Genomic DNA, 18,528 nt, shown 5'->3' with positions numbered 1-18,528 from the left:
AGGAGATGACGCAGATGACCGCCTTTTTCGACCTGCCGGTGCGGCGCTTTCGGGCCAACGGCGTGGAGATCGCCGCGCGCATCGACGGCTCGGGTCCGCCCCTCTTGCTGTTGCACGGCCATCCGCAGACCCACGTCATCTGGCACCGCGTCTGGCCCGAACTGACGCGTCATCGGACCTGCGTGGCTGCCGACCTGCGCGGCTATGGCGACAGCGAGAAGCCCGCTGCCAGTGCCGATCACGCCGCGCATTCGAAGCGCACCATGGCGGCAGACATGGTGGCGCTGATGCGCGGTCTGGGCCATGACCATTTCGAGATCCTGGCGCATGACCGCGGCGCGCGCGTCGCGCATCGGCTGGCGCTGGACCACCCCGAGGCCGTCTCGCGCATGATGCTGCTGGACATCGCGCCCACGCTGGATATGTATGAAGGCACGACGCGCGCCTTTGCGCAGGCCTATTTCCACTGGTTCTGGCTGATCCAGCCGTCGCCGGCGCCGGAAACGATGATCGAGCACGATCCCGTCTTCTATCTGCGGTCCGTGATGGGCGGTCGGCCGGGCGGACTGGCGCATTTTTCGGCCGAGGCCATGGCCGAATACGAACGCGCCGCGCGCCAACCCGGCTGGGCAACCGGCATTTGCGAAGACTACCGCGCGTCCGCCACGATCGACCTGGACCACGACAAGGCCGGCCGCGCGGCGGGCGAGCGCCTGCGCATGCCGGTTCGCGCGATGTGGGGCGAGCGCGGCGCCGTGGGCCGAAACTTCGATGTGCTGGCCCTGTGGCGCGCGGTGGCCGACGACGTGACCGGCGGCCCGCTGCCCGGCGCGCACTATCTGGCCGAGGAAACGCCGGACGCGGTGCTGGCCGAAGCCGGGAATTTCTTCGGCTGGTGATGAAGGGACGGGGGCGCACCGCCTGTCAATCAAGCCTCGGCAGGCGATAGGGCTATCCAAAAAGGGACGCACCCCTGGTGGTAACCTTCGGCCCATGAATCGTTACTTCGCCGATCTTTCCGAATTGCCCGACGCCGAGGACGCCCAGCGCGCCTTCAAGGCGTCGGATTCACCCTGCGTGGCGGTGTGCTCCACGCTGTTTGACGACATCTGCCGCGGGTGTGGGCGCACCGCCATGGAAGTCGCCAACTGGGTGTTCATGTCGGAAGAAGAAAAGCGCGAAGTCTGGATCCGCATCAAGTCGCAAGGGTATCCGCGGCGCAACAACTGATGCGCTGCGCACTGAGGCGCCGCCGCGCCTGGGCATGACCGCGCCGCCCTCCACATTGAAGTCACGTTAAAGACGCGAAGCCGCGCGCTTGCGTCCCCGTCTTGGGCTTGTCACATGGCGCAGGCTGAATAGCGCCATTGCCCACTTCCGGCTCCATCATGCGCATCGTTCTCGTCACGGATGCCTGGCATCCGCAAGTCAACGGCGTCGTCCGCACCTGGTCGACCATGCGGCAGATCCTCAGCGACTGGGGCCACGAGCTGATCGTGGTCAGCCCCGAGGGCAGCCGAACCATCCCCGCGCCCTCCGAACCCGATCTGCGGCTGTGCCTGCAACCCGGCCGGCAACTGCGCCGCATCCTGGGCGACACCATCCCCGACGCGCTGCACATCGCCACGGAAGGCCCGCTGGGTCTGGCCGCCCGGCGCATGGCGATGCGGCGGGGATGGCGCTTCACCACGTCGTTCCACACCATGTTTCCGGACTACCTGCAGGCGCGCATGGGCATTCCTGCCGCGCTGCCGTGGCGCTACCTGCGCTGGTTCCACCGGCCATCGCAATGCGTGCTGGTGCCCACGCCCACGGTGCGCGACATCCTGGTGCGGCGTGGCCTGGCGAATCTGCGCGTCTGGTCGCGCGGGGTCGATCCGCGCAAGTTCCAGCCCTCGGCCAGCCAGGCGTTCCAGGACCTGCCCCGGCCAGTCTGGCTGAGCGTGGGCCGCGTGGCCAAGGAAAAGAACCTGGATGCCTTCCTGTCCCTGGATCTGCCGGGCAGCAAGGTGGTGGTGGGCGCAGGACCTGACGAGGCCCGCCTGAAGAAGCGTTTTCCGGACGCGGTCTTCCTGGGCATGCAGCAGGACGGTGCGCTGCCCGGCTTTTACGCGGCTGCCGACGTGTTCGTCTTTCCCAGCCTGACCGACACCTTCGGGCTGGTGATGCTGGAGGCCATGGCCTGCGGCACGCCGGTGGCGGCCTTTCGCAGCGAGGCGCCGCTTGCCGTGGTCGAGGAGGGCGTGACGGGCCGGCTGGACGACGATCTGAAGCGGGCCTGCCTGGCCGCGCTGCCGCTGCACCGGGACGCGGTGCGCGCGCGGGCGCTGACCCGCAGCTGGGATTCGGTCGCGTCGGATCTGCTGGACGCACTGGTGCCGCTGACCCAGGGTGATTCGCGCGGGGCGGCCAACGACTGGGCGACCACCACCTGAAACACACGCGCCGCCCGGATTTGCTAGCCGCGCGGCGCGCCAACCTTGTACAATGCCCGGCAATCCTGAGGAGCGTTGCGACGACCCTGCGGTCCCCCATGTGTCTTACCCATGCGGACCCCGGCTCGCCAGGCTCAGGAATCCTTGTTCAAGCGCCGCGCCCCGCGCGTCGCTACAGCAACGGCGCTCACCTTTGTCGCGTATGGCGGGAAAGGCGAGCACTCGACTGTCGTGGTGTATTCGCGTTGTCCGGCCATCTCGTGCGCCGTTCGTATTTCACGTGGAGCCTACACACCATGAACGCTGTGACTGATAAATCCTTTTCCGACTACCTCGTCGCCGACATGTCGCTGGCCGGCTGGGGCCGCCGCGAACTGGCCATCGCCGAAACCGAAATGCCCGGCCTGATGGCCATCCGCGAGGAATTCGCCGCATCGCAGCCGCTCAAGGGCGCGCGCATCGCCGGCAGCCTGCACATGACCATCCAGACCGGCGTGCTGATCGAAACGCTGGTGGCCCTGGGCGCCGAAGTGCGCTGGGCCTCGTGCAACATCTTCTCCACGCAGGACCACGCCGCCGCCGCCATCGCCGCGTCCGGCACCCCGGTCTTCGCCGTCAAGGGCGAGACGCTGGAAGAGTACTGGCAGTACACCCACAAGATCTTCGAATGGCCCAATGGCCAGAACGCCAACATGATCCTCGACGACGGCGGCGACGCCACGTTGATGCTGCATCTGGGCACCAAGGCTGAAAAGGACATCTCGGTGCTGGCCAACCCGGGCAGCGACGAAGAGCGCATCCTGTTCGCCGCCATCAAGGAAACCCTGAAGCGCGATCCCAAGTGGTATTCGACCCGCCTGGCGCTGATCAAGGGCGTGACCGAAGAAACCACCACCGGCGTGCATCGCCTGTACCAGATGTCGCAAAAGGGCGAGCTGGCCTTTGCCGCCATCAACGTCAACGACTCGGTCACCAAGTCCAAGTTCGACAACCTGTACGGCTGCCGCGAATCGCTGGTTGACGGCATCAAGCGCGCCACCGACGTCATGGTCGCCGGCAAGATCGCGGTTGTGGCCGGCTACGGCGACGTGGGCAAGGGCTGCGCCCAGGCGCTGGTCGCGCTGCGCGCGCAAGTGTGGGTCACCGAAATCGACCCGATCTGCGCCCTGCAGGCCGCCATGGAAGGCTTCAAGGTCGTCACGATGGAAGAAGCCGCCGCCCACGGCGACATTTTCGTCACCGCCACCGGCAACTACCATGTGATCACGCGTGAGCACATGAACGCCATGAAAGACCAGGCCATCGTCTGCAACATCGGCCACTTCGACAACGAAATCGACGTCGCTGCCCTGGCCGACTGCCAGTGGGAAGAGATCAAGCCGCAAGTCGACCACGTCATCTTCCCGGACGGCAAGCGCATCATCCTGCTGGCGCAGGGCCGTCTCGTGAACCTGGGCTGCGCCACCGGCCACCCCTCGTTCGTGATGTCGTCCTCGTTCGCCAACCAGACGATCGCCCAGATCGAACTGTTCACGCGCAACGACGCCTACAAGTCCGGCGAAGTCTACGTGCTGCCCAAGCACCTGGACGAGAAGGTCGCCCGCCTGCATCTGAAGAAGCTGGGTGTCAAGCTGACGACCCTGCGCAAGGACCAGGCCGACTACATCAGCGTGCCGGTCGAAGGCCCCTACAAGCCCAACCACTACCGCTATTGATGGATGTAGCACAATAGGAAAATTCCGCGCCATGTCGGCGCGGGTTTTCCGGTCTGCGGGTCACGCCCGTCGCCGCCCGGCGCCGACGGGTCCGCGGAGCGTCAATACAGGAGTTCGAACATGGTGACACTGATACTCGTCTGGATCCTGAACGCAGTGGCCTTGCTGGCCGTTGCCTACCTGCTGCCCGGCATCACGGTGGCCAGTTTCGGTTCGGCGCTGATCGCCGCGCTGGTGCTGGGCCTGGTGAACATGCTGGTCAAGCCGGTCCTGGTGCTGCTGACGCTGCCCATCACGATCGTTACCCTTGGGCTCTTCCTCATCGTCATCAACGCCTTGCTGTTCTGGTTCGTGGGCTCCGTGCTCAAGGGCTTCCAGGTCAACGGGTTCTGGTGGGCCGTGGGCGGCGCCATCCTCTACAGCATCATTTCCGGTCTCCTGACCAAGCTGATCCCGTAGGGTAGAGCCCCCCCGAGCGCTGCGCGCTTCCCCCAGGGGCGTGCCTGCGGACCGGCGGAGCCCGGATCCGCGGCACCCCGCGGGGTCACACCGGCCGAATGCGGCGCTTAGTTATAAAAAGAGTCATATGTCCGAATCGAACTCTCCTGCTTTTAGTCTGGAATTCTTTCCTCCGCGTGATCTGGCCGGCCAGGAGCGGCTGGTGCGTGCGGCCAAGCAGATGCTGGCCATCCAGCCCAAGTACGTCAGCGTGACGTTCGGCGCGGGCGGTTCCACGCGCGCCGGCACGGCCGACGCGGTGCGCACGCTGCGCAATCTGGGCTGCGATGCGGCGCCGCACTTGTCGTGCGTGGGCGCGTCGCGCCAGGATCTGCGCGACATCCTGCAGGCCTACAAGAACGAGGGCGTGCGGCGCGTGGTGGCCCTGCGCGGCGACCTGCCCTCGGGCATGGGCGGCGACGCGGGCGAACTGCGCTACGCCAATGAACTGGTGTCGTTCATCCGCGAGGAAACCGGCGACTGGTTCCACATCGAAGTGGCCGCCTATCCCGAAATGCACCCCCAGGCCGCCAATCCGTCGGCCGACCTGGACCATTTCGTGACCAAGGTGAAGGCCGGCGCCGATGCCGCCATCACGCAGTATTTCTTCAACGCCGACGCCTATTTCGACTTCGTCGACCGCGCCCGCGCCAAGGGCGTGAACGTGCCGATCGTGCCGGGCATCATGCCCATCACGAACCACACGCAGCTGCTGCGGTTCTCGGAAATGTGCGGCGCAGAAGTGCCACGCTGGATCCGCCTGCGCCTGGCCGAATTCGGCGACGACAAGGCCTCCATCCGCGCGTTTGGCGTGGACGTCGTGACCGAGCTGTGCCAGACCCTGCTGGACAACGGCGCGCCGGGCGTGCATTTCTACACGCTGAACAGTTCCGAAGCGCCGCTGGCGATCTGGAAGGAACTGACGGTATAAGCCGTCAGCTGCGCGCGGCTCCAGGCTTGCCGCCCGCCGCCCTTGCGATAGGCCGGCGGTTCCGTCGGAATTCATGAGACGGTTAGCCCAATCCCCACGAAGCTATACGCTAAGTGGGGATTTTTCTTTTTTGGGAAGCGGTTCGTCGGCAAGCTCGCCAACGAGCGGCGATTTGTTAACCGGTCCCAACCCTCTGACCAATCAGACCTGGTCTTCTGAGCTTTCGAACTATTCATATGTCCAAGGGGACGGTCCCGCCTTAGATTGAACGACTTATCGTTCAACTGACGAGTGACACGCACATGGCGGGTGCAGCGACTGACTTGATCGCCGAGGCGTCCCGATGGACACGTCGGGTGGTAAATGCATTGCCATGCCCGGATTGGGCCACGCTTGAACGCGGATCTCGCCCCTGGCTTCTTCTGGAAGGTGCGCACAGCGACACGCTCGAAAGTGACCTTCTGCAAATTAAGGGTGGTTTCGAATACCGCTGGGTCTGGCGCGACACGCCTCGGGAATACCGGAATCCAGGCTATCGACACGGACCCCTGCTGGTACCGCTCGACAAGGCCTTGTTCAACCACGCCGTCGAACATTGGCTCCGCCAGCAAGCAGGAATCATCCTGGCGGCCCCCGACGATATCGACCCCCTCGTCGCCCATCTGCAACAGTTGCATCAACTGACGGGCACTGACGGATTCCCCATCAGGTTCAGCCTTAATGGCACGCGGGTGCTCGAAGAGTTCTGCGAAGGCTTGACGGCGCATTCGCTGTGCAGGCTGTTCGGTCCCATCCAACGCTTCATCTGGTATGCGGGCGATGAGCATCAGGGCGAATGGTTAGGTGCCGACTCTCCCGTAGAGGGACACGCCGCACCTGCGCTGGACGAGCCCATCGCCCTGACAAAAGCCGACGAGGCCTCACTCGATCAGGCCAGCCTCGCGTGGTTCGTGCGCGACTGCGTGCGCAGCATTCGTCGACAAACGCCAGCGTACGACGACCCCGAGCATGAACCGGCCTTGTGGCGGCGCACCGACCTGTTCGTTCGCGAGGCCGCTGATCAGCTTGCGCTCACCCTGGAGCGGGATGTTCGCCACTACGTCGATCTGCGGTTTCGCTATCCACAAGATTTTTTCGCGAAGGATAGCGTGCTCCGGGACATCCTGAGCGAACGGCACATTCCCGGAAAGCAGCGATTGATGGATGCCGAAGCACGACTCTCGGCGCTCGCGGCTTAGTAAAGGAAGCCTGTCACGTGAACTTCAAAAAGGCACTGGGCGCCATCCGCCCGAACGAGAAACGCCTTGGCAAAGCCATCTCTCCACCGCCCTGCGAACGCGGCGTGCCCCTATATCCGTTGCGGTATGGCATTGCCGATTACGCGTGGGACAAGGAAGTGTTTCCCCGCCTGAATAGCGATGGCTATCCCGCACTCACGGCGGGCAAAGCGTACGGTTTGCGGACATTGCGCCCGGGCACCTACGTCTACCTCTGCTATTTCGAGAATGGGCGGATGTGGACGCAGCACTACCAAGTCACTGATGACGTCAAGTTCGCCCGCATCTGGTGGAGTTATGACGACGACCAGGATGCGACGCCGGGCAGGCTAAGCCGCCCCGATACGGTCGGCGCCCAAACATATCTTTTCGCGCCAGATGCGAATACTGCCGAAACTGTCCACATCCTGGTGAGTGACACGCTGTTGTCCCATCGCAAGCTCTGGGCCATCGAGACCAACGAGGGCGGTCTTCGCGATGCGTTGAGCACGCAATGCAGGCCTGCCGGCAATCCCTATCAGGAACACATCTTCGACGCGACGCTGCTGGGTCAGGCCGCGCCGGAACTCGTCTCGCCATCCGGACACGGTGCGCCAAAGCGTTTCGCATGGAGCGAAATCCAATTCTCAGAAAAGGCGCCAAGCCACCACAACATACTCGGCAATATGTATATCGCATTGTTGCCGCGCAAGGATTTCACACCTCTGGTGGTGGCATTGCAGGACCCGATCGGGATTGCCAGCGAGCTTCATTACCTGGTCACCCGTGCCGTCACGCTCAAGACGGAATATGCCGGCCGAAACGCGCACAAGCTGCAAAGCGCAACGTTTATCCGCGATTACTTCGAGGGGATGAAGAAGCAGGCGGGTAAAAATCCGGAGCTGGGCCATTCGATAGCGAAGCAGAAAAACCTGGTGAATTACGCCGGCGCAATGTTATTTCCGGACGGTTACGCCAAGGAAATCAAAGCGTTCGACAGCACTATTGCAGCAGCGGTAATGGACTCGCTTGCGTGGGTTCGTCTTATCGATCCATCGCGGCTATTGGGCAAGGCGCTGCACTGCTTTGACCGCAGCGTCATTCACAACGCACATGACTATGAGAACGCGGTTCTTCAGTGCATTGGCGGGCTGGTGCATTCCAAAGATGGAATACAGGTTTTGAACGATTTGATCAGTTTGCCCGTCGACAAAAGCCCTTATTGGCTCGCGCTTGCAAATGGCAGCGAACTGCTTCTTGCCCGTCTGAAGTCGAGCTCGGGTGAGATTGCCAAGAATGTTTTCAGCGTTACAGACAAATTTCTGGAGGAGCACAAACTAACTGCGGCCTCCAACGCGCTAGTCGGGCTGCTGCAGGCGGTGCCGGAATCCAAAGTAGCAGATGTACTGATGCCACGTCTGCGGCATGTGATGGAGGTCAGGGCCGGCTTCACCATTGTCCGCTATGACATCGGCCTGGAGGATTTGCAGCGAGCCGCGTATGAGCTCCGAGGGTATCAAACACTTGGGAAAGACGAATTGCGTGGGTGGAAGATGCCAAATCCGAAGATCAATCATGCAGATTCGGGTAATAGGACGTCAGTCTATGACTGGGTGAAGGTGGATGAAACCACGTACCGCGAGATCGACGCAGCAATAGCAAACGGGTCAATGTTGCCGCCGCCTAGGCCTGTTCAGATGAAAGGAAACCCGTTTGTAAATATGCTGAATCGTGTTCAGGGTCCCGGCGGGCATCTATTTACAGGGCTAGGCGGGCTTCTAGCAATCAAGGGGATGAGGGATTCGTTGAAGTCGCTGAATTCGTCTACTTCAAAGGCCGCGGGTGCTATATCGCTGATAGGTGCTTTATATACTTTGATTGGTGCTGGAATCGAAAGCCGCTCTGCCATTGCGGTAATTATTTTTGAAAAGCGCGGAAACGTTATTTTGGCAAATAGTGCAAGAATTGTTTCTGCCAAATTCGGCGTTGCCGTTTTCGGCGCTGCGGGAGCAGGCATTGCGGCCTTAGCAGATGTAGTCAGAGCGATTAAGGCAATTGGCGAGAGTAATCCAGAACAAGGAAAAATATTATTTGGCTCAGCTCTGGCAGCGGGGACGCTGGCACTTGCCATGGGGGCTGGGGGAGTGGCGGCAGCCGCTTCCATTGCATCAGGTGCGCCTATTCTGGTTCTCGGGCTTACGCCTGGGGGCTGGGCTATTGTCGCCGCTGGAGCGGTTCTCGGTGGCTTGGCGTTGTCAGTTGGAGTAATTATGACGGCGCATGGACCCGTTGAAATATGGCTCAAACATAGCGCCTGGGGCGTCAACAGCCCACGTTACTCCAATCAAGAGGAACTGGATGCAGTCCATGGGTTGCTCTACCGACCACGATTATCGGCGGAGTGGGATAAGGCATCCGGCTATTCCGTAGGCCAGCTTCGCATCAGTTGCCAATTGCCTGAAACCAACGACATTCCGGGAGAAAAATTCCAGACAAAATTGGCTTTCACCTTAAACGGAAGCCGGCTTGCTCAGGTAGAAGGGCCGATCGCGTACGCTCCCGGCACAACTCCCGTCGATTACCGCCATGAGTGCCTGGTTACGCGCTTGGGCGCTAGAGGAAGTGAATGCGGCTGGTCAATCCAAATGCATGAAGATGCCAAGGTGGAACTCGAGTATCTCTATTTCCCGGACCCTGAGTCGCGCCCTGACATAGCATTGCGGCAACCGTACGCGCCAGAGCCGTTACAGTTCTCGTCGGGCGGATGGCTGTCTGACCCGATCAGTTCACCCTTACTCGAACCGGTCCGGAGGCCAAAGTAATGTCTGACACCAAACGCCTGCCAAGAAGTCTCCGGTTCGGCGGTACGCCTTTGTACCACCGCCGGCCCACGGGAGAGCACCCTCAGCCGGACGGGGTTAGGCGCGTCAATGAACGATGCGTCGAGCTCGAAACATACGCAAACTTTACGCAAAGTGGGGCCGCCAGACATGTCGGGCTCGGTGTGGTGGTAGCGATAGCGGGGGTCATCCTGATGCTGGCTATTCTGAACGAGGAGAATTCGAATCTCGAGAGTTACCTTTCGATTATCATGGCCGCGCCGGCATTGCCTGCAATCACGACACTGATTTACTTTGCCAGCGGGTCGCATCGAACCCGTGGCGCTTATGTTCGGATTAATAGACGTACACAGAAGCTGTATTACGTCTTTCCCAGAGATAAACGACTTCACGTTATCGATTGGGCTCACGTCGACGCTCTGGCCGGCTACATACCGATATTTTCGGGCACCATCAATACGTCCAGACATCCGCTGTACCTGTTAGGCGTGGATTTAGCCATGACCCCACCCACCGAAATCTGTGTGGCATGTGGAAACCTTGGAGTTGCTGTCGGTGACCGATCGGCCAAGGCGCTGTGGGCCTATCTTCAAGCCTTCATGACCCACGGTCCCGAAGGCTTGCCCGAACCCGCACCGCTACCTCCTCGACTAAGCCGCAAAGGGGAAGCCCTCCAACCGTACCGAGACTGGTATGCAGGATTGCGCCGCAGACTCGCCAAGCCCCACGGCATGCTGAAAGCGCCGATCACTATCCCGCTTTGGCTTGGCTGGCTATTGATCAACGCTATCCCGGACAGCGTGGAAGCGTTTGTTCAATACAACGTGCCGTACGCGCAGTTCCCCAAGGAGATCGACGAGTTGTGCGGCTTCGATGAGCAGGGCGCGGCCGTCGGTCGTGTCACCGGAACACATAACAAGCCGTGTAGCGGTCAAAAAAGGTAGCGGCCTGAGCTCCGTTCTTCATGGAGGCCTTTTGCTCGTCCAAATCCAAACCTTCTGCGTGCTAAATGAATCGGGATGTTAAACGCCTCCCAAAGAGCATTCGTATCGGTGGAACGTCCCTCTCCAGAGGTTCGTCGACGACCGATACGCCAGAGCCAGATGGAGTTCGACGCGTCAGCAACTCGTGCGTTGAGCTCGAAACATACGCCAATTATGTCCAGCGCGGTGCGGCAGGCTCTATAGGCATGTCCATCACAATCAGCGTTACCACTTCCGTTGCTGCAGTACTAGGAATCGGCGTTGACAACTTAGACAGGGAAACGCTGGTAGCCATATTTGCATGGCTTCCCGCCCTGACCGTTCTAGCCTCTATTTTTTACTTGGCAGGGGGGGCGCACAAAAGTCGCGGCGCTTTCATTCGCATCCATCGCGGCACTCGCAAACTCTATTTCATCTATCCAAGGGAAAAGCGTCTTCACGTCTTGGACTGGGATCGACTTGAGGCTTTAGCCGGCTATATCCCAACTGTTTCGCCAAGCGGCTACGCCAGCAGACACCCGCTTTATTTGATCGGAATCGACCACGCGATGAACCCACCGACCGAGATCTGTGCTGCATGCGGCAACCTCGGCTTGTTTGACGGAGACCGATCAGCCAAGTCGCTGTGGGCTTATCTTCAAGCTTTTGTGGCCCACGGCCCTGAGGGCTTGCCAGAACCCGCGCCGTTGCCTCCTCGCCTAACCCGCAGACAGGAAACCCTTCAACCTTACCGAGACTGGTATGCCGGATTGCGCCGTAGGTTGGCCAAGCCCTACGGCATGTTGAAAGCGCCGATCACTATCCCGCTTTGGCTCGGCTGGCTCTTGATCAACGCTTTTCCCGATAGCGTGGAGGCGTTCATTCAGTACAACGTGCCGTACACGCCGTTCCCCGCGGACATTGACCAGTTGTGCGGCTTCGACGAAATCCAATCGCCGGCCATTGGCGTCAGCGACGACCGCCATAAACCGTAAAGCACTTGCAAGCGAGGGCGTCATGGGCCTGGATTCTCGTGCCTGGCTTCATCCTCATCATGGAGCGGGGACCCACCCCTAATCGACTCTGAACGAAGTTCAGAGAAGGGCCCGATTTACGCCAACGCTTTCCTGCTGGCAAAAATCGGGCTGATCATGAGTTTCTGGTGGCGCACGGGGTGCGTCTGATAATCGCGGCGCCTGAACGGGCGCCGCCCGCATCAATCCGCGTACACACCCGCCTTCCGAATCACCCCGCCCCACTTGTCCACTTCAGACTTCAGCCACGTCTGCAGACCCTCGGGCGTCTGCTTGGCCTCGGGCACGATTTCGGCGCCCAGTTCGGCCATCTTTTGCGTGAATGCCGGGTCCTTCAGCGCGGTGCGCAGCGCGGCGTTGAACTTGTTGATCGCCTCGGGCGGAGTGCCCTTCGGCGCATAGACGCCGTGCCACACCTTCACCTCGAAGTCCTTCAGGCCGCCTTCCTTCAACGTGGGGGCGTCCGGGAGCGCCTTGATGCGGTCCAGCGTGGTGACGCCGTACAGCTTGACGCGTTCGGCCTTGATCTGCGGGATGGTCTGCGTTGTCTGGTCGCACAGCACGTCCACCTGTCCGCCCAGCAGCGCGGTCATGGCCGGCGCGGTGCCCGCGTAGGGGACCGTCGTGAACTGCACGCCCAGCGACTCCTGCAGCAGCATGCCGCACAGCTGCGACACGGCGCCCAAGCCGGCGTTGGCCAGGTTGATCTTGTTGCCGTTCTCCTTGGCGTACTTGATGAAGTTGGCCATGCCGTCGGCCGGCAGGTCCTTTCGGCCAAGCAGGGTCATGGGCACGTCGGCAACCTGGCCGACATACGAGAAGTCGGTCAGCGGATTGAACGACAGCTTGCGGTACAGCGCCGGAGCCGTCGCCATGCCGTTGTGGTGGATCAGGAAGGTGTAGCCGTCGGGTGCGGCGCGCGCCACGTGTTGCGAGGCCAGCGTGCCGCCGGCGCCGGTGCGGTTTTCGATGACGATGCTCTGGCCCAGCGTCTTGGCCATGGAGGCGCCCAGGCTGCGGGCCACGACGTCGGTGGGACCGCCCGCGGCAAACGGCACGACCAGCGAAATCGGGTGATTCGGGTAGGTTCCCTGCGCGCCGGCATTGCCAAAGGCCAGGCACGACAGGGCCAGCATGGGCCAGGCTGCACGCTTGAGGGCGCGCGCGTATCGGTGGGACATGTCTCGCTCCTTGTAGTCTCTTGGCCCGCGATGCCGCGCATGACGGGCAGGCATCGGCAGTGTGGCGCGACAAGGGCGAGGTTGGGAATTCGCGGATTCGCAAGCCGGGTTTCGGCACGCGAAAAGGAGGGTTTACGTGGACTTGCCCGCAGAAGCGCTAAAAAGCCTGCGTGTAGTGCCTCGGATGGGCTGGATTTTGCCTGGGCCCGGGCTGGTGCGAACCGCGCGCACGGGTTCCAGACCAGGCCCGCGCCGGGCCATCACGGCTCCGGAATGTTTTCCCGGAAGATCACCTGCAGCCGCGGCAGGTAGCTGGGTTCCGGTGCGCCCTTCACGGCCGCCACCAGGAGCTTCACGATCTCCCGCGCCTCGACGCGCGGGTTCTGGTCGATCACGGCGTCCATCGTGCGATCGAGCAGGAGGCGGCGCGTGGCTTCGGTGAGGTCGTGGCCGACGAAGACGATGCGAGGGGCGGAGGACGCCTTGTCCGGGCGGGCCGCGATCGGCCGGGCCGCGTCCGGCCACGCGTCGGCCGCCCACGCCTCGGCCGGCCGCGCCTCCTTCAGCGCCCGCGCGATGCCCTGATTGCCCGCGCCGATGTTGTAGATCGCGTGCGGCGGGTCTGTGCGCAGAAGATCCTGCGTGACGGCAAAGGCGCGGTCGCGGTCGTCGCCGATCTCGAGCGTGTGGGCGATGCGCAGGTGCGGAAACTCTTCGCTCAGCAGCGAGCGAAAGCCCATCTCGCGCTCTTCGTGGCCGCGATAGGCCAATGACCCCACGAACACCGCGACCTTGCGTTCGGTGTGCTGCGGCAGAAATCGGCCCAGCAATAGCGCGGCCAGGCGGCCTGCGGCGCGGTTGTCGATGCCCACGTACCCCAGGCGCGCCGAGATCGGAATGTCCGACACCAGGGTGCTCACGTGCACGCCGCTGTCGCGCAGCGCCATGATGGCGTCGCGCACCTGAGGATGGTCCAGCCCGACCAGGCCAACCGCCTGCCTCTGCTCGCGCAGCTCGTAGAGTTTTTTCGCGAGCTTGTTGGCGTCGAATCCTTCGATCAGATGCAGGCGGGCCTGCACGTCGGGGCGGGCGGCGGCTTCTTCGAGCAGGTGCCGGCCCAGCGCGGTCATGAAGCTGTTGGTGCCGGCGGGCAAGACGAAATCGACCCGGACGTCCTGACTGGCGGACTCGGCGCCCGGAACGAAGTAGCCCAGGCGATTGGCAATCGCCAACACGCGGTCGCGCGTCTTGCCGCGCACGCCGTCCCGGTCGTTCAGGACCCGGTCCACCGTGGCGGTGGACATGCCGGCTTCACGGGCAATGAGGGAAATGGTGGGGCGCATGGGGGATCAGGCTCTCAATACACCATCAGGACGATGGCAGCGCGGCCATCATAAGCCATCATTTGCAATCATTCGAGATCAAAAAGGTAACGCCGCAGCCCTATGAGCGCCGACCGTCTTTACCCATGATTGTTTTGATGTGATTATCGCGGCTCAATACATCAAACACAGCACGGCAGGATGCCAGGCAGTCGACAGTGCATACCAGGCCGGCAGGAGGAGCACATGTCGAACCCTACCTTGGTGCCCGACCCCCCCGTCCGCGAACGGCGCTTTCGCATCGGCTGCATCGGCGCCGGCATGATCATGGCCGAGTGCCATCTGGCGGCCTATCAGCAGGCCGGCTTCACCGTGGCGGCGATCGCGTCACGCACCCGCAGCAAAGCGGCCGCGGTTGCTGAACGCTATGGCATCCCGTGTGTGCATGACGACCCCCTGGCCCTGATCGCGGATCCGCAGATCGAGATCGTGGACATCGCGTATCCGCCCGACCAGCAGCCCGCGCTGATCCGCGCTGCATTGCGAGCCCCGCACGTGCGCGGCGTGCTGGCGCAGAAGCCCCTCGCGCTGTCGCTGGATGAAGCCCGCGCCTTGCGCGACGAGGCCCGGGCCGCCGGCAAGATCCTGTCGGTGAACCAGAACATGCGCTACGACCAGTCGATGCGCACGCTCAAGCAGCTGCTCGACCAGGGCGTGCTGGGCACGCCGGTGTTCGCGCAGATCGACATGCACGCAATCCCGCACTGGCAGGACTTTCTGCGCGACTACGACCGTCTGACGCTCTCGAACATGAGCGTGCATCACCTCGATGCCCTGCGCTATCTGTTTGGCGAGCCCACCGAGATCACCAGCATCACCCGTCCCGATCCGCGCACCGAGTTCGCGCATCAGGATGGGCTGGTGAGCACCACGCTGCGCTTTGGCAACGGCCTGCTCGCGCTGTCGCTCGAAGACGTGTGGTCGGGTCCGCGGGCCGAGGGATACCCCGACGACCAGCACATCCGCTGGCGCGTGGAAGGCACCGAGGGCGTCGCGCGCGGCACCATCGGCTGGCCCACCGGCGAGCCGTCGACCCTGAGCTACGCCTCGCGCGCGGCCAATGACCATACCGACGGGCGTTGGGTGACGCCCACGTGGGACACGATGTGGTTTCCGCATGCCTTCATCGGCGTGATGGAGCAGTTGCAGTACGCGCTGGCCAGCGGCACCGAGCCTGCGTTGAGCGTGACCGACAACGTACGCACGATGGCGCTGGTCGAGGCCGCGTACACGTCCATCGCCGAAGGCCGCACGGTACGGCTGCCGGCTGTTGAATAACCAGACAGAAAAACAGACGGAGACAACCATCATGATCCAGACCGGAATCTTCTCGGGCTACTTTCCCTATGAGCTGGAGCGCACCGCCAAGGTGATCCGCTCGCACGGCTTCAACACCGTGCAGCTGGACCTGCATTTCAAGGACATGGAACTCGGCCCGGGGCAGCTGACCGCGCAGAAATGCACGCAGATCCGCGACACCTTCCGCAACTACAACCTGCCGGTGTCCTGCATCTCGGCCTACACCAACATCGTGCATCCCGATCCCGCCGAGCGCCAACGCCGCAACGGTTATTTGAAAGAGATCCTCACGCACGCACGCCAGTTGGGCTCGCCTTACGTGATCTCGGAAACCGGCACGTTCGACACCGAAAGCGACTGGGTGCATCACCCCAAGAACAAGACCGAGGAAGGCTGGGACCAGTGCCGCGCGGTGATCGCCGAGCTGTCGCAGCATGCCTACGACCATGGGGCGGTGTTCCTGCTGGAGACCTACGTGAACAACGTGGTGGGGTCGGTCGAGGAAACGCTGCGCATGTTCGCCGAAGTAGACCACCCGGGCCTGGGCCTTCTGATGGACCCGACGAACTTCTTCGAAGCGCACAACATCGACCAGATGGACCGCACGCTCAATCAGGTGTTTGACGCGCTCTCCGACAAGATCTGCATCGCGCATGCCAAGGACGTGAAGCGTTCGGGTGATGACAAGTCGGAAAAGCACAGCGACATCGGTGACGACAGTGCGGCGGAAAGCCATACGTTCCGTGGGGTAGGGGAGATCGAGTTGCCGGCGCCGGGCCTGGGCGCGCTCAATTACGACCTGTACCTGCAGCGCCTGGCCAAGAAGCACCCCAACATTCCCATCATCATCGAACACCTGACTGAAGACGACGTGCCGCGCGCCAAGCAATTCCTCGACGAGCGGCTGCGCGCGAACGGTCTGTAGGCCGGCGCCCCAAGCAGCACCGGCGCGCCGCGAAGCCATCAACGAACAGCGTCCGCGGCGCGCCTCTTGAACACGATTCCGAACACCGACACCGGTGGACGCGCGCCCGCGCATCCGCCAGGGAGAACTCATGCCTGACATTTACGGAACCTGGATGACGCGCCGCGACGTAGAGGCGCGCACCGGACAGCTTGCGCAGTTTGCCGGCGTACGCCTGATGACGCTGGACGACGGGCTGGAGCGCGGTATCCGCATGCTGGAGTTCCGCAGCGGCACGGGCCTGCGTTTTACGGTGCTGGTGGATCGGGCGATGGACATCGCCGACTGCGAATATCGCGGTATGGCCATGGGATGGCAATCGCCGTCGGGCTTTCGCCATCCCGGCCTGCATGACTACGAAGGCGAGGGCGGATTGGGCTGGATGCGCTCGTTCTCGGGCCTCATGATCACCTGCGGGCTGGACCACATCCTGTTCATGTACGACGCACCGGCCGACAACTATGTGTACGGCCCGCGCAAGACGGCCAAGCAATCCATCCATGGCCGCGTCGGCACCATTCCCGCGCGGCTGACGGGTTACGGCGAACGCTGGGATGGCGATCGCTGCGTGCTGTGGGCCGAAGGCGTGGTGAGCCAGGGCACCGTGTTCGGCGAGCATCTCGAGCTGCACCGCCGCATCGAGATCGAGGTGGGCACCAACGACATCAGGCTGTCGGACCGTGTCGTGAATCGCGGCTTCTACCGCACGCCGCACATGCTCTGCTATCACATCAACCTGGGCTATCCGGTTCTGGATGCAGACTCGCGCTATCTGGCGCCGATCCGCGAGGTGGTGTGGGCCGCGCACGAGCAGGACTACCGCAAGCAGGGCGTGGGCTACCGCCGCATGCCGGCGCCGCAGCTGGGCTTTCATGAGCAGGTGTGGCAGCACGAGATGGCGGCCGCGGCCGACGGCAGTGTGCCGGTCGCCCTGGTGAACGATGCGTTGGGCCTGGGCATGCAGGTCAGCACCTACAAGCATCAATTCCCCTGCCAGTACCAATGGCAGAACCTGCAATCCGGCCAGTATGCAATGGGCATCGAGCCCTCCACCAACCATGTGCTGGGCCAGGGCGCGGCGCGCGAGCGCAACGAGCTCATCTGGCTCGAGCATGGCGACGAGCGCCGCTACGACACCACGTTCAGCGTGCTGGGCTCGGCCGCCGACATCGCGGCCTGCGAAGCTCGTATCCGCGCAATCGCGGTGCAGCCCGAGACCGACTATCCGCCGTTGTCGGGACGCTTTGCGCCCATCGCGGGGCGCACATGAGCGCGCGCTTCTCGTTGCAAGGCCGCCGCGTGCTGTACACGGGCGCCGCGGGCGGCTTTGGCGTGGACACTACGATTGCGCTGCTGGAAGCGGGCGCGCGCGTGATTGCGCTGGACAACCACGCCGGGCATATCGATCGCTTGCGCAGCACCGTGCCGGCACAGCTCGCCGGCCAGCTTCAGATCCTGCAGGCCGACCTTGCCGACGCCAGCGCGCTGCAATCGCACCTTGAGCGGCTGACGGCCGAGGGCACGATCGACGTGGTCATCAACAACGCGGCCATCTATCCGTCGCGCCCGTTCGAGGAATACAGCGATGCCGAGCTGGCGCGCGTGCACCGTGTCAACGTGGAGGCTGCCGTGCAGATCGTGCGCGCGGCACTGCCGGGCATGCGCGAACAGCAGTGGGGCCGCGTGATCAACATCTCGTCCATCACCCTATCGGGCGGTTGGGAAAACCTGCTGCCCTACGTGCAGTCCAAGGGCGCGATGGTGGGGGCCACGCGCGCCTTCGCCCGCGAGTTCGGCAAGTGGGGCATCACGGTCAACGCCATTTCGCCGGGCGCGTTTCCGACCGACGCCGAGAAGATCCATCCCGATCCCGAGGGCTACAACCGCATGGTGCTCGAACGCCAATCGGTCAAGCGCCGCGGGCACGCCGGCGACATCGCCGCGGCCATCTTGTTCCTGGCCTCGGACGAGGCGGGTTTCATTTCCGGACAGACGCTGGCGGTGGACGGCGGCTGGGTCATGCACTGAGGC

The 18,528-nt window shown here is 62.9% G+C and carries 16 protein-coding genes and 1 riboswitch; of the genes, 14 read left to right on the top strand and 2 right to left on the bottom strand.

Translation table 11 applies throughout. The features are described from left to right. Nucleotides 1-14: 14 nt before the first annotated feature. The 10 genes from AC6CIE_RS23775 (at nt 15) to AC6CIE_RS23730 (ending at nt 11,632) form a co-directional block, all read left to right on the top strand. Entirely contained in the window at nt 15-899 is an 885-nt protein-coding gene (locus AC6CIE_RS23775; RefSeq protein ID WP_498094268.1) for an alpha/beta fold hydrolase, read from the top strand. A gap of 94 nt (nt 900-993) precedes the next feature. Beyond that, nucleotides 994-1,230: a DUF1289 domain-containing protein gene (locus tag AC6CIE_RS23770; protein ID WP_175124935.1), complete on the top strand. Its 237-nt coding sequence runs from the start codon at nt 994-996 to the stop codon at nt 1,228-1,230. A 158-nt stretch (nt 1,231-1,388) separates the two neighbouring features. After that, nucleotides 1,389-2,435: a glycosyltransferase family 4 protein gene (locus AC6CIE_RS23765; RefSeq protein ID WP_481145202.1), complete on the top strand. Its 1,047-nt coding sequence runs from the start codon at nt 1,389-1,391 to the stop codon at nt 2,433-2,435. A gap of 61 nt (nt 2,436-2,496) precedes the next feature. Next, a riboswitch (S-adenosyl-L-homocysteine riboswitch) is annotated at nt 2,497-2,631 on the top strand. Between the two features lie 100 nt (nt 2,632-2,731). Beyond that, nucleotides 2,732-4,150 carry an adenosylhomocysteinase gene (ahcY, locus tag AC6CIE_RS23760; protein WP_175124937.1) on the top strand — a complete coding sequence of 473 codons (1,419 nt, stop codon included), beginning with the start codon at nt 2,732-2,734 and terminating at the stop codon, nt 4,148-4,150. 123 nt (nt 4,151-4,273) lie between these two features. Next, on the top strand, nt 4,274-4,609 hold the full coding sequence (locus AC6CIE_RS23755; protein WP_056327402.1) for a phage holin family protein: 336 nt from the start codon (nt 4,274-4,276) through the stop codon (nt 4,607-4,609). Between the two features lie 127 nt (nt 4,610-4,736). Continuing rightward, nucleotides 4,737-5,579, top strand: a complete 843-nt coding sequence (gene metF / locus AC6CIE_RS23750; RefSeq protein WP_056571275.1) for a methylenetetrahydrofolate reductase [NAD(P)H] — start codon at nt 4,737-4,739, stop codon at nt 5,577-5,579. A gap of 323 nt (nt 5,580-5,902) precedes the next feature. Beyond that, nucleotides 5,903-6,817: a DUF4123 domain-containing protein gene (locus tag AC6CIE_RS23745; protein ID WP_498094266.1), complete on the top strand. Its 915-nt coding sequence runs from the start codon at nt 5,903-5,905 to the stop codon at nt 6,815-6,817. Nucleotides 6,818-6,834: 17 nt separating this feature from the next. After that, the gene (locus AC6CIE_RS23740) at nt 6,835-9,657 is read left to right on the top strand and encodes a toxin VasX (RefSeq protein ID WP_452003051.1); all 2,823 of its coding nucleotides are present in this window, start codon (nt 6,835-6,837) and stop codon (nt 9,655-9,657) included. Then, complete coding sequence (locus AC6CIE_RS23735; RefSeq protein WP_498094264.1) at nt 9,657-10,619, top strand: DUF6708 domain-containing protein; 963 nt, start codon at nt 9,657-9,659, stop codon at nt 10,617-10,619. The genes AC6CIE_RS23740 and AC6CIE_RS23735 overlap by 1 nt, the downstream gene beginning before the upstream one ends. Nucleotides 10,620-10,864: 245 nt before the next feature. Beyond that, nucleotides 10,865-11,632 (top strand): DUF6708 domain-containing protein, encoded by a 768-nt coding sequence (locus AC6CIE_RS23730; RefSeq protein ID WP_452003048.1) that lies wholly within the window; start codon nt 10,865-10,867, stop codon nt 11,630-11,632. Nucleotides 11,633-11,853: 221 nt separating this feature from the next. Here AC6CIE_RS23730 and AC6CIE_RS23725 read toward each other — a convergent pair whose 3' ends face one another. Both AC6CIE_RS23725 and AC6CIE_RS23720 read right to left on the bottom strand, forming a co-directional pair. Further along, nucleotides 11,854-12,852 (bottom strand): tripartite tricarboxylate transporter substrate-binding protein, encoded by a 999-nt coding sequence (locus AC6CIE_RS23725; protein WP_498094262.1) that lies wholly within the window; start codon nt 12,850-12,852, stop codon nt 11,854-11,856. 260 nt (nt 12,853-13,112) lie between these two features. Then, on the bottom strand, nt 13,113-14,195 hold the full coding sequence (locus AC6CIE_RS23720) for a LacI family DNA-binding transcriptional regulator (protein ID WP_498094260.1): 1,083 nt from the start codon (nt 14,193-14,195) through the stop codon (nt 13,113-13,115). Between the two features lie 225 nt (nt 14,196-14,420). Between AC6CIE_RS23720 and AC6CIE_RS23715 the strand changes: the two genes are divergently transcribed. The 4 genes from AC6CIE_RS23715 (at nt 14,421) to AC6CIE_RS23700 (ending at nt 18,525) form a co-directional block, all read left to right on the top strand. Further along, complete coding sequence (locus AC6CIE_RS23715) at nt 14,421-15,512, top strand: Gfo/Idh/MocA family protein (RefSeq protein WP_498094258.1); 1,092 nt, start codon at nt 14,421-14,423, stop codon at nt 15,510-15,512. 31 nt (nt 15,513-15,543) lie between these two features. Continuing rightward, nucleotides 15,544-16,458: a sugar phosphate isomerase/epimerase family protein gene (locus AC6CIE_RS23710; RefSeq protein WP_175124945.1), complete on the top strand. Its 915-nt coding sequence runs from the start codon at nt 15,544-15,546 to the stop codon at nt 16,456-16,458. Between the two features lie 130 nt (nt 16,459-16,588). Further along, nucleotides 16,589-17,767 carry a DUF4432 family protein gene (locus AC6CIE_RS23705; RefSeq protein ID WP_495602581.1) on the top strand — a complete coding sequence of 393 codons (1,179 nt, stop codon included), beginning with the start codon at nt 16,589-16,591 and terminating at the stop codon, nt 17,765-17,767. Beyond that, entirely contained in the window at nt 17,764-18,525 is a 762-nt protein-coding gene (locus AC6CIE_RS23700; protein ID WP_175124947.1) for an SDR family NAD(P)-dependent oxidoreductase, read from the top strand. Before AC6CIE_RS23705 ends, AC6CIE_RS23700 begins: the two co-directional genes overlap by 4 nt. The last annotated feature ends 3 nt before the right edge of the window (nt 18,526-18,528 follow it).

The sequence above is a fragment of the Achromobacter sp. GQ309 genome (assembly GCF_059759315.1).
The sequence above is the reverse complement of the archived record's forward strand: the minus strand, read 5'-3'. Positions and strand labels throughout refer to the sequence as shown.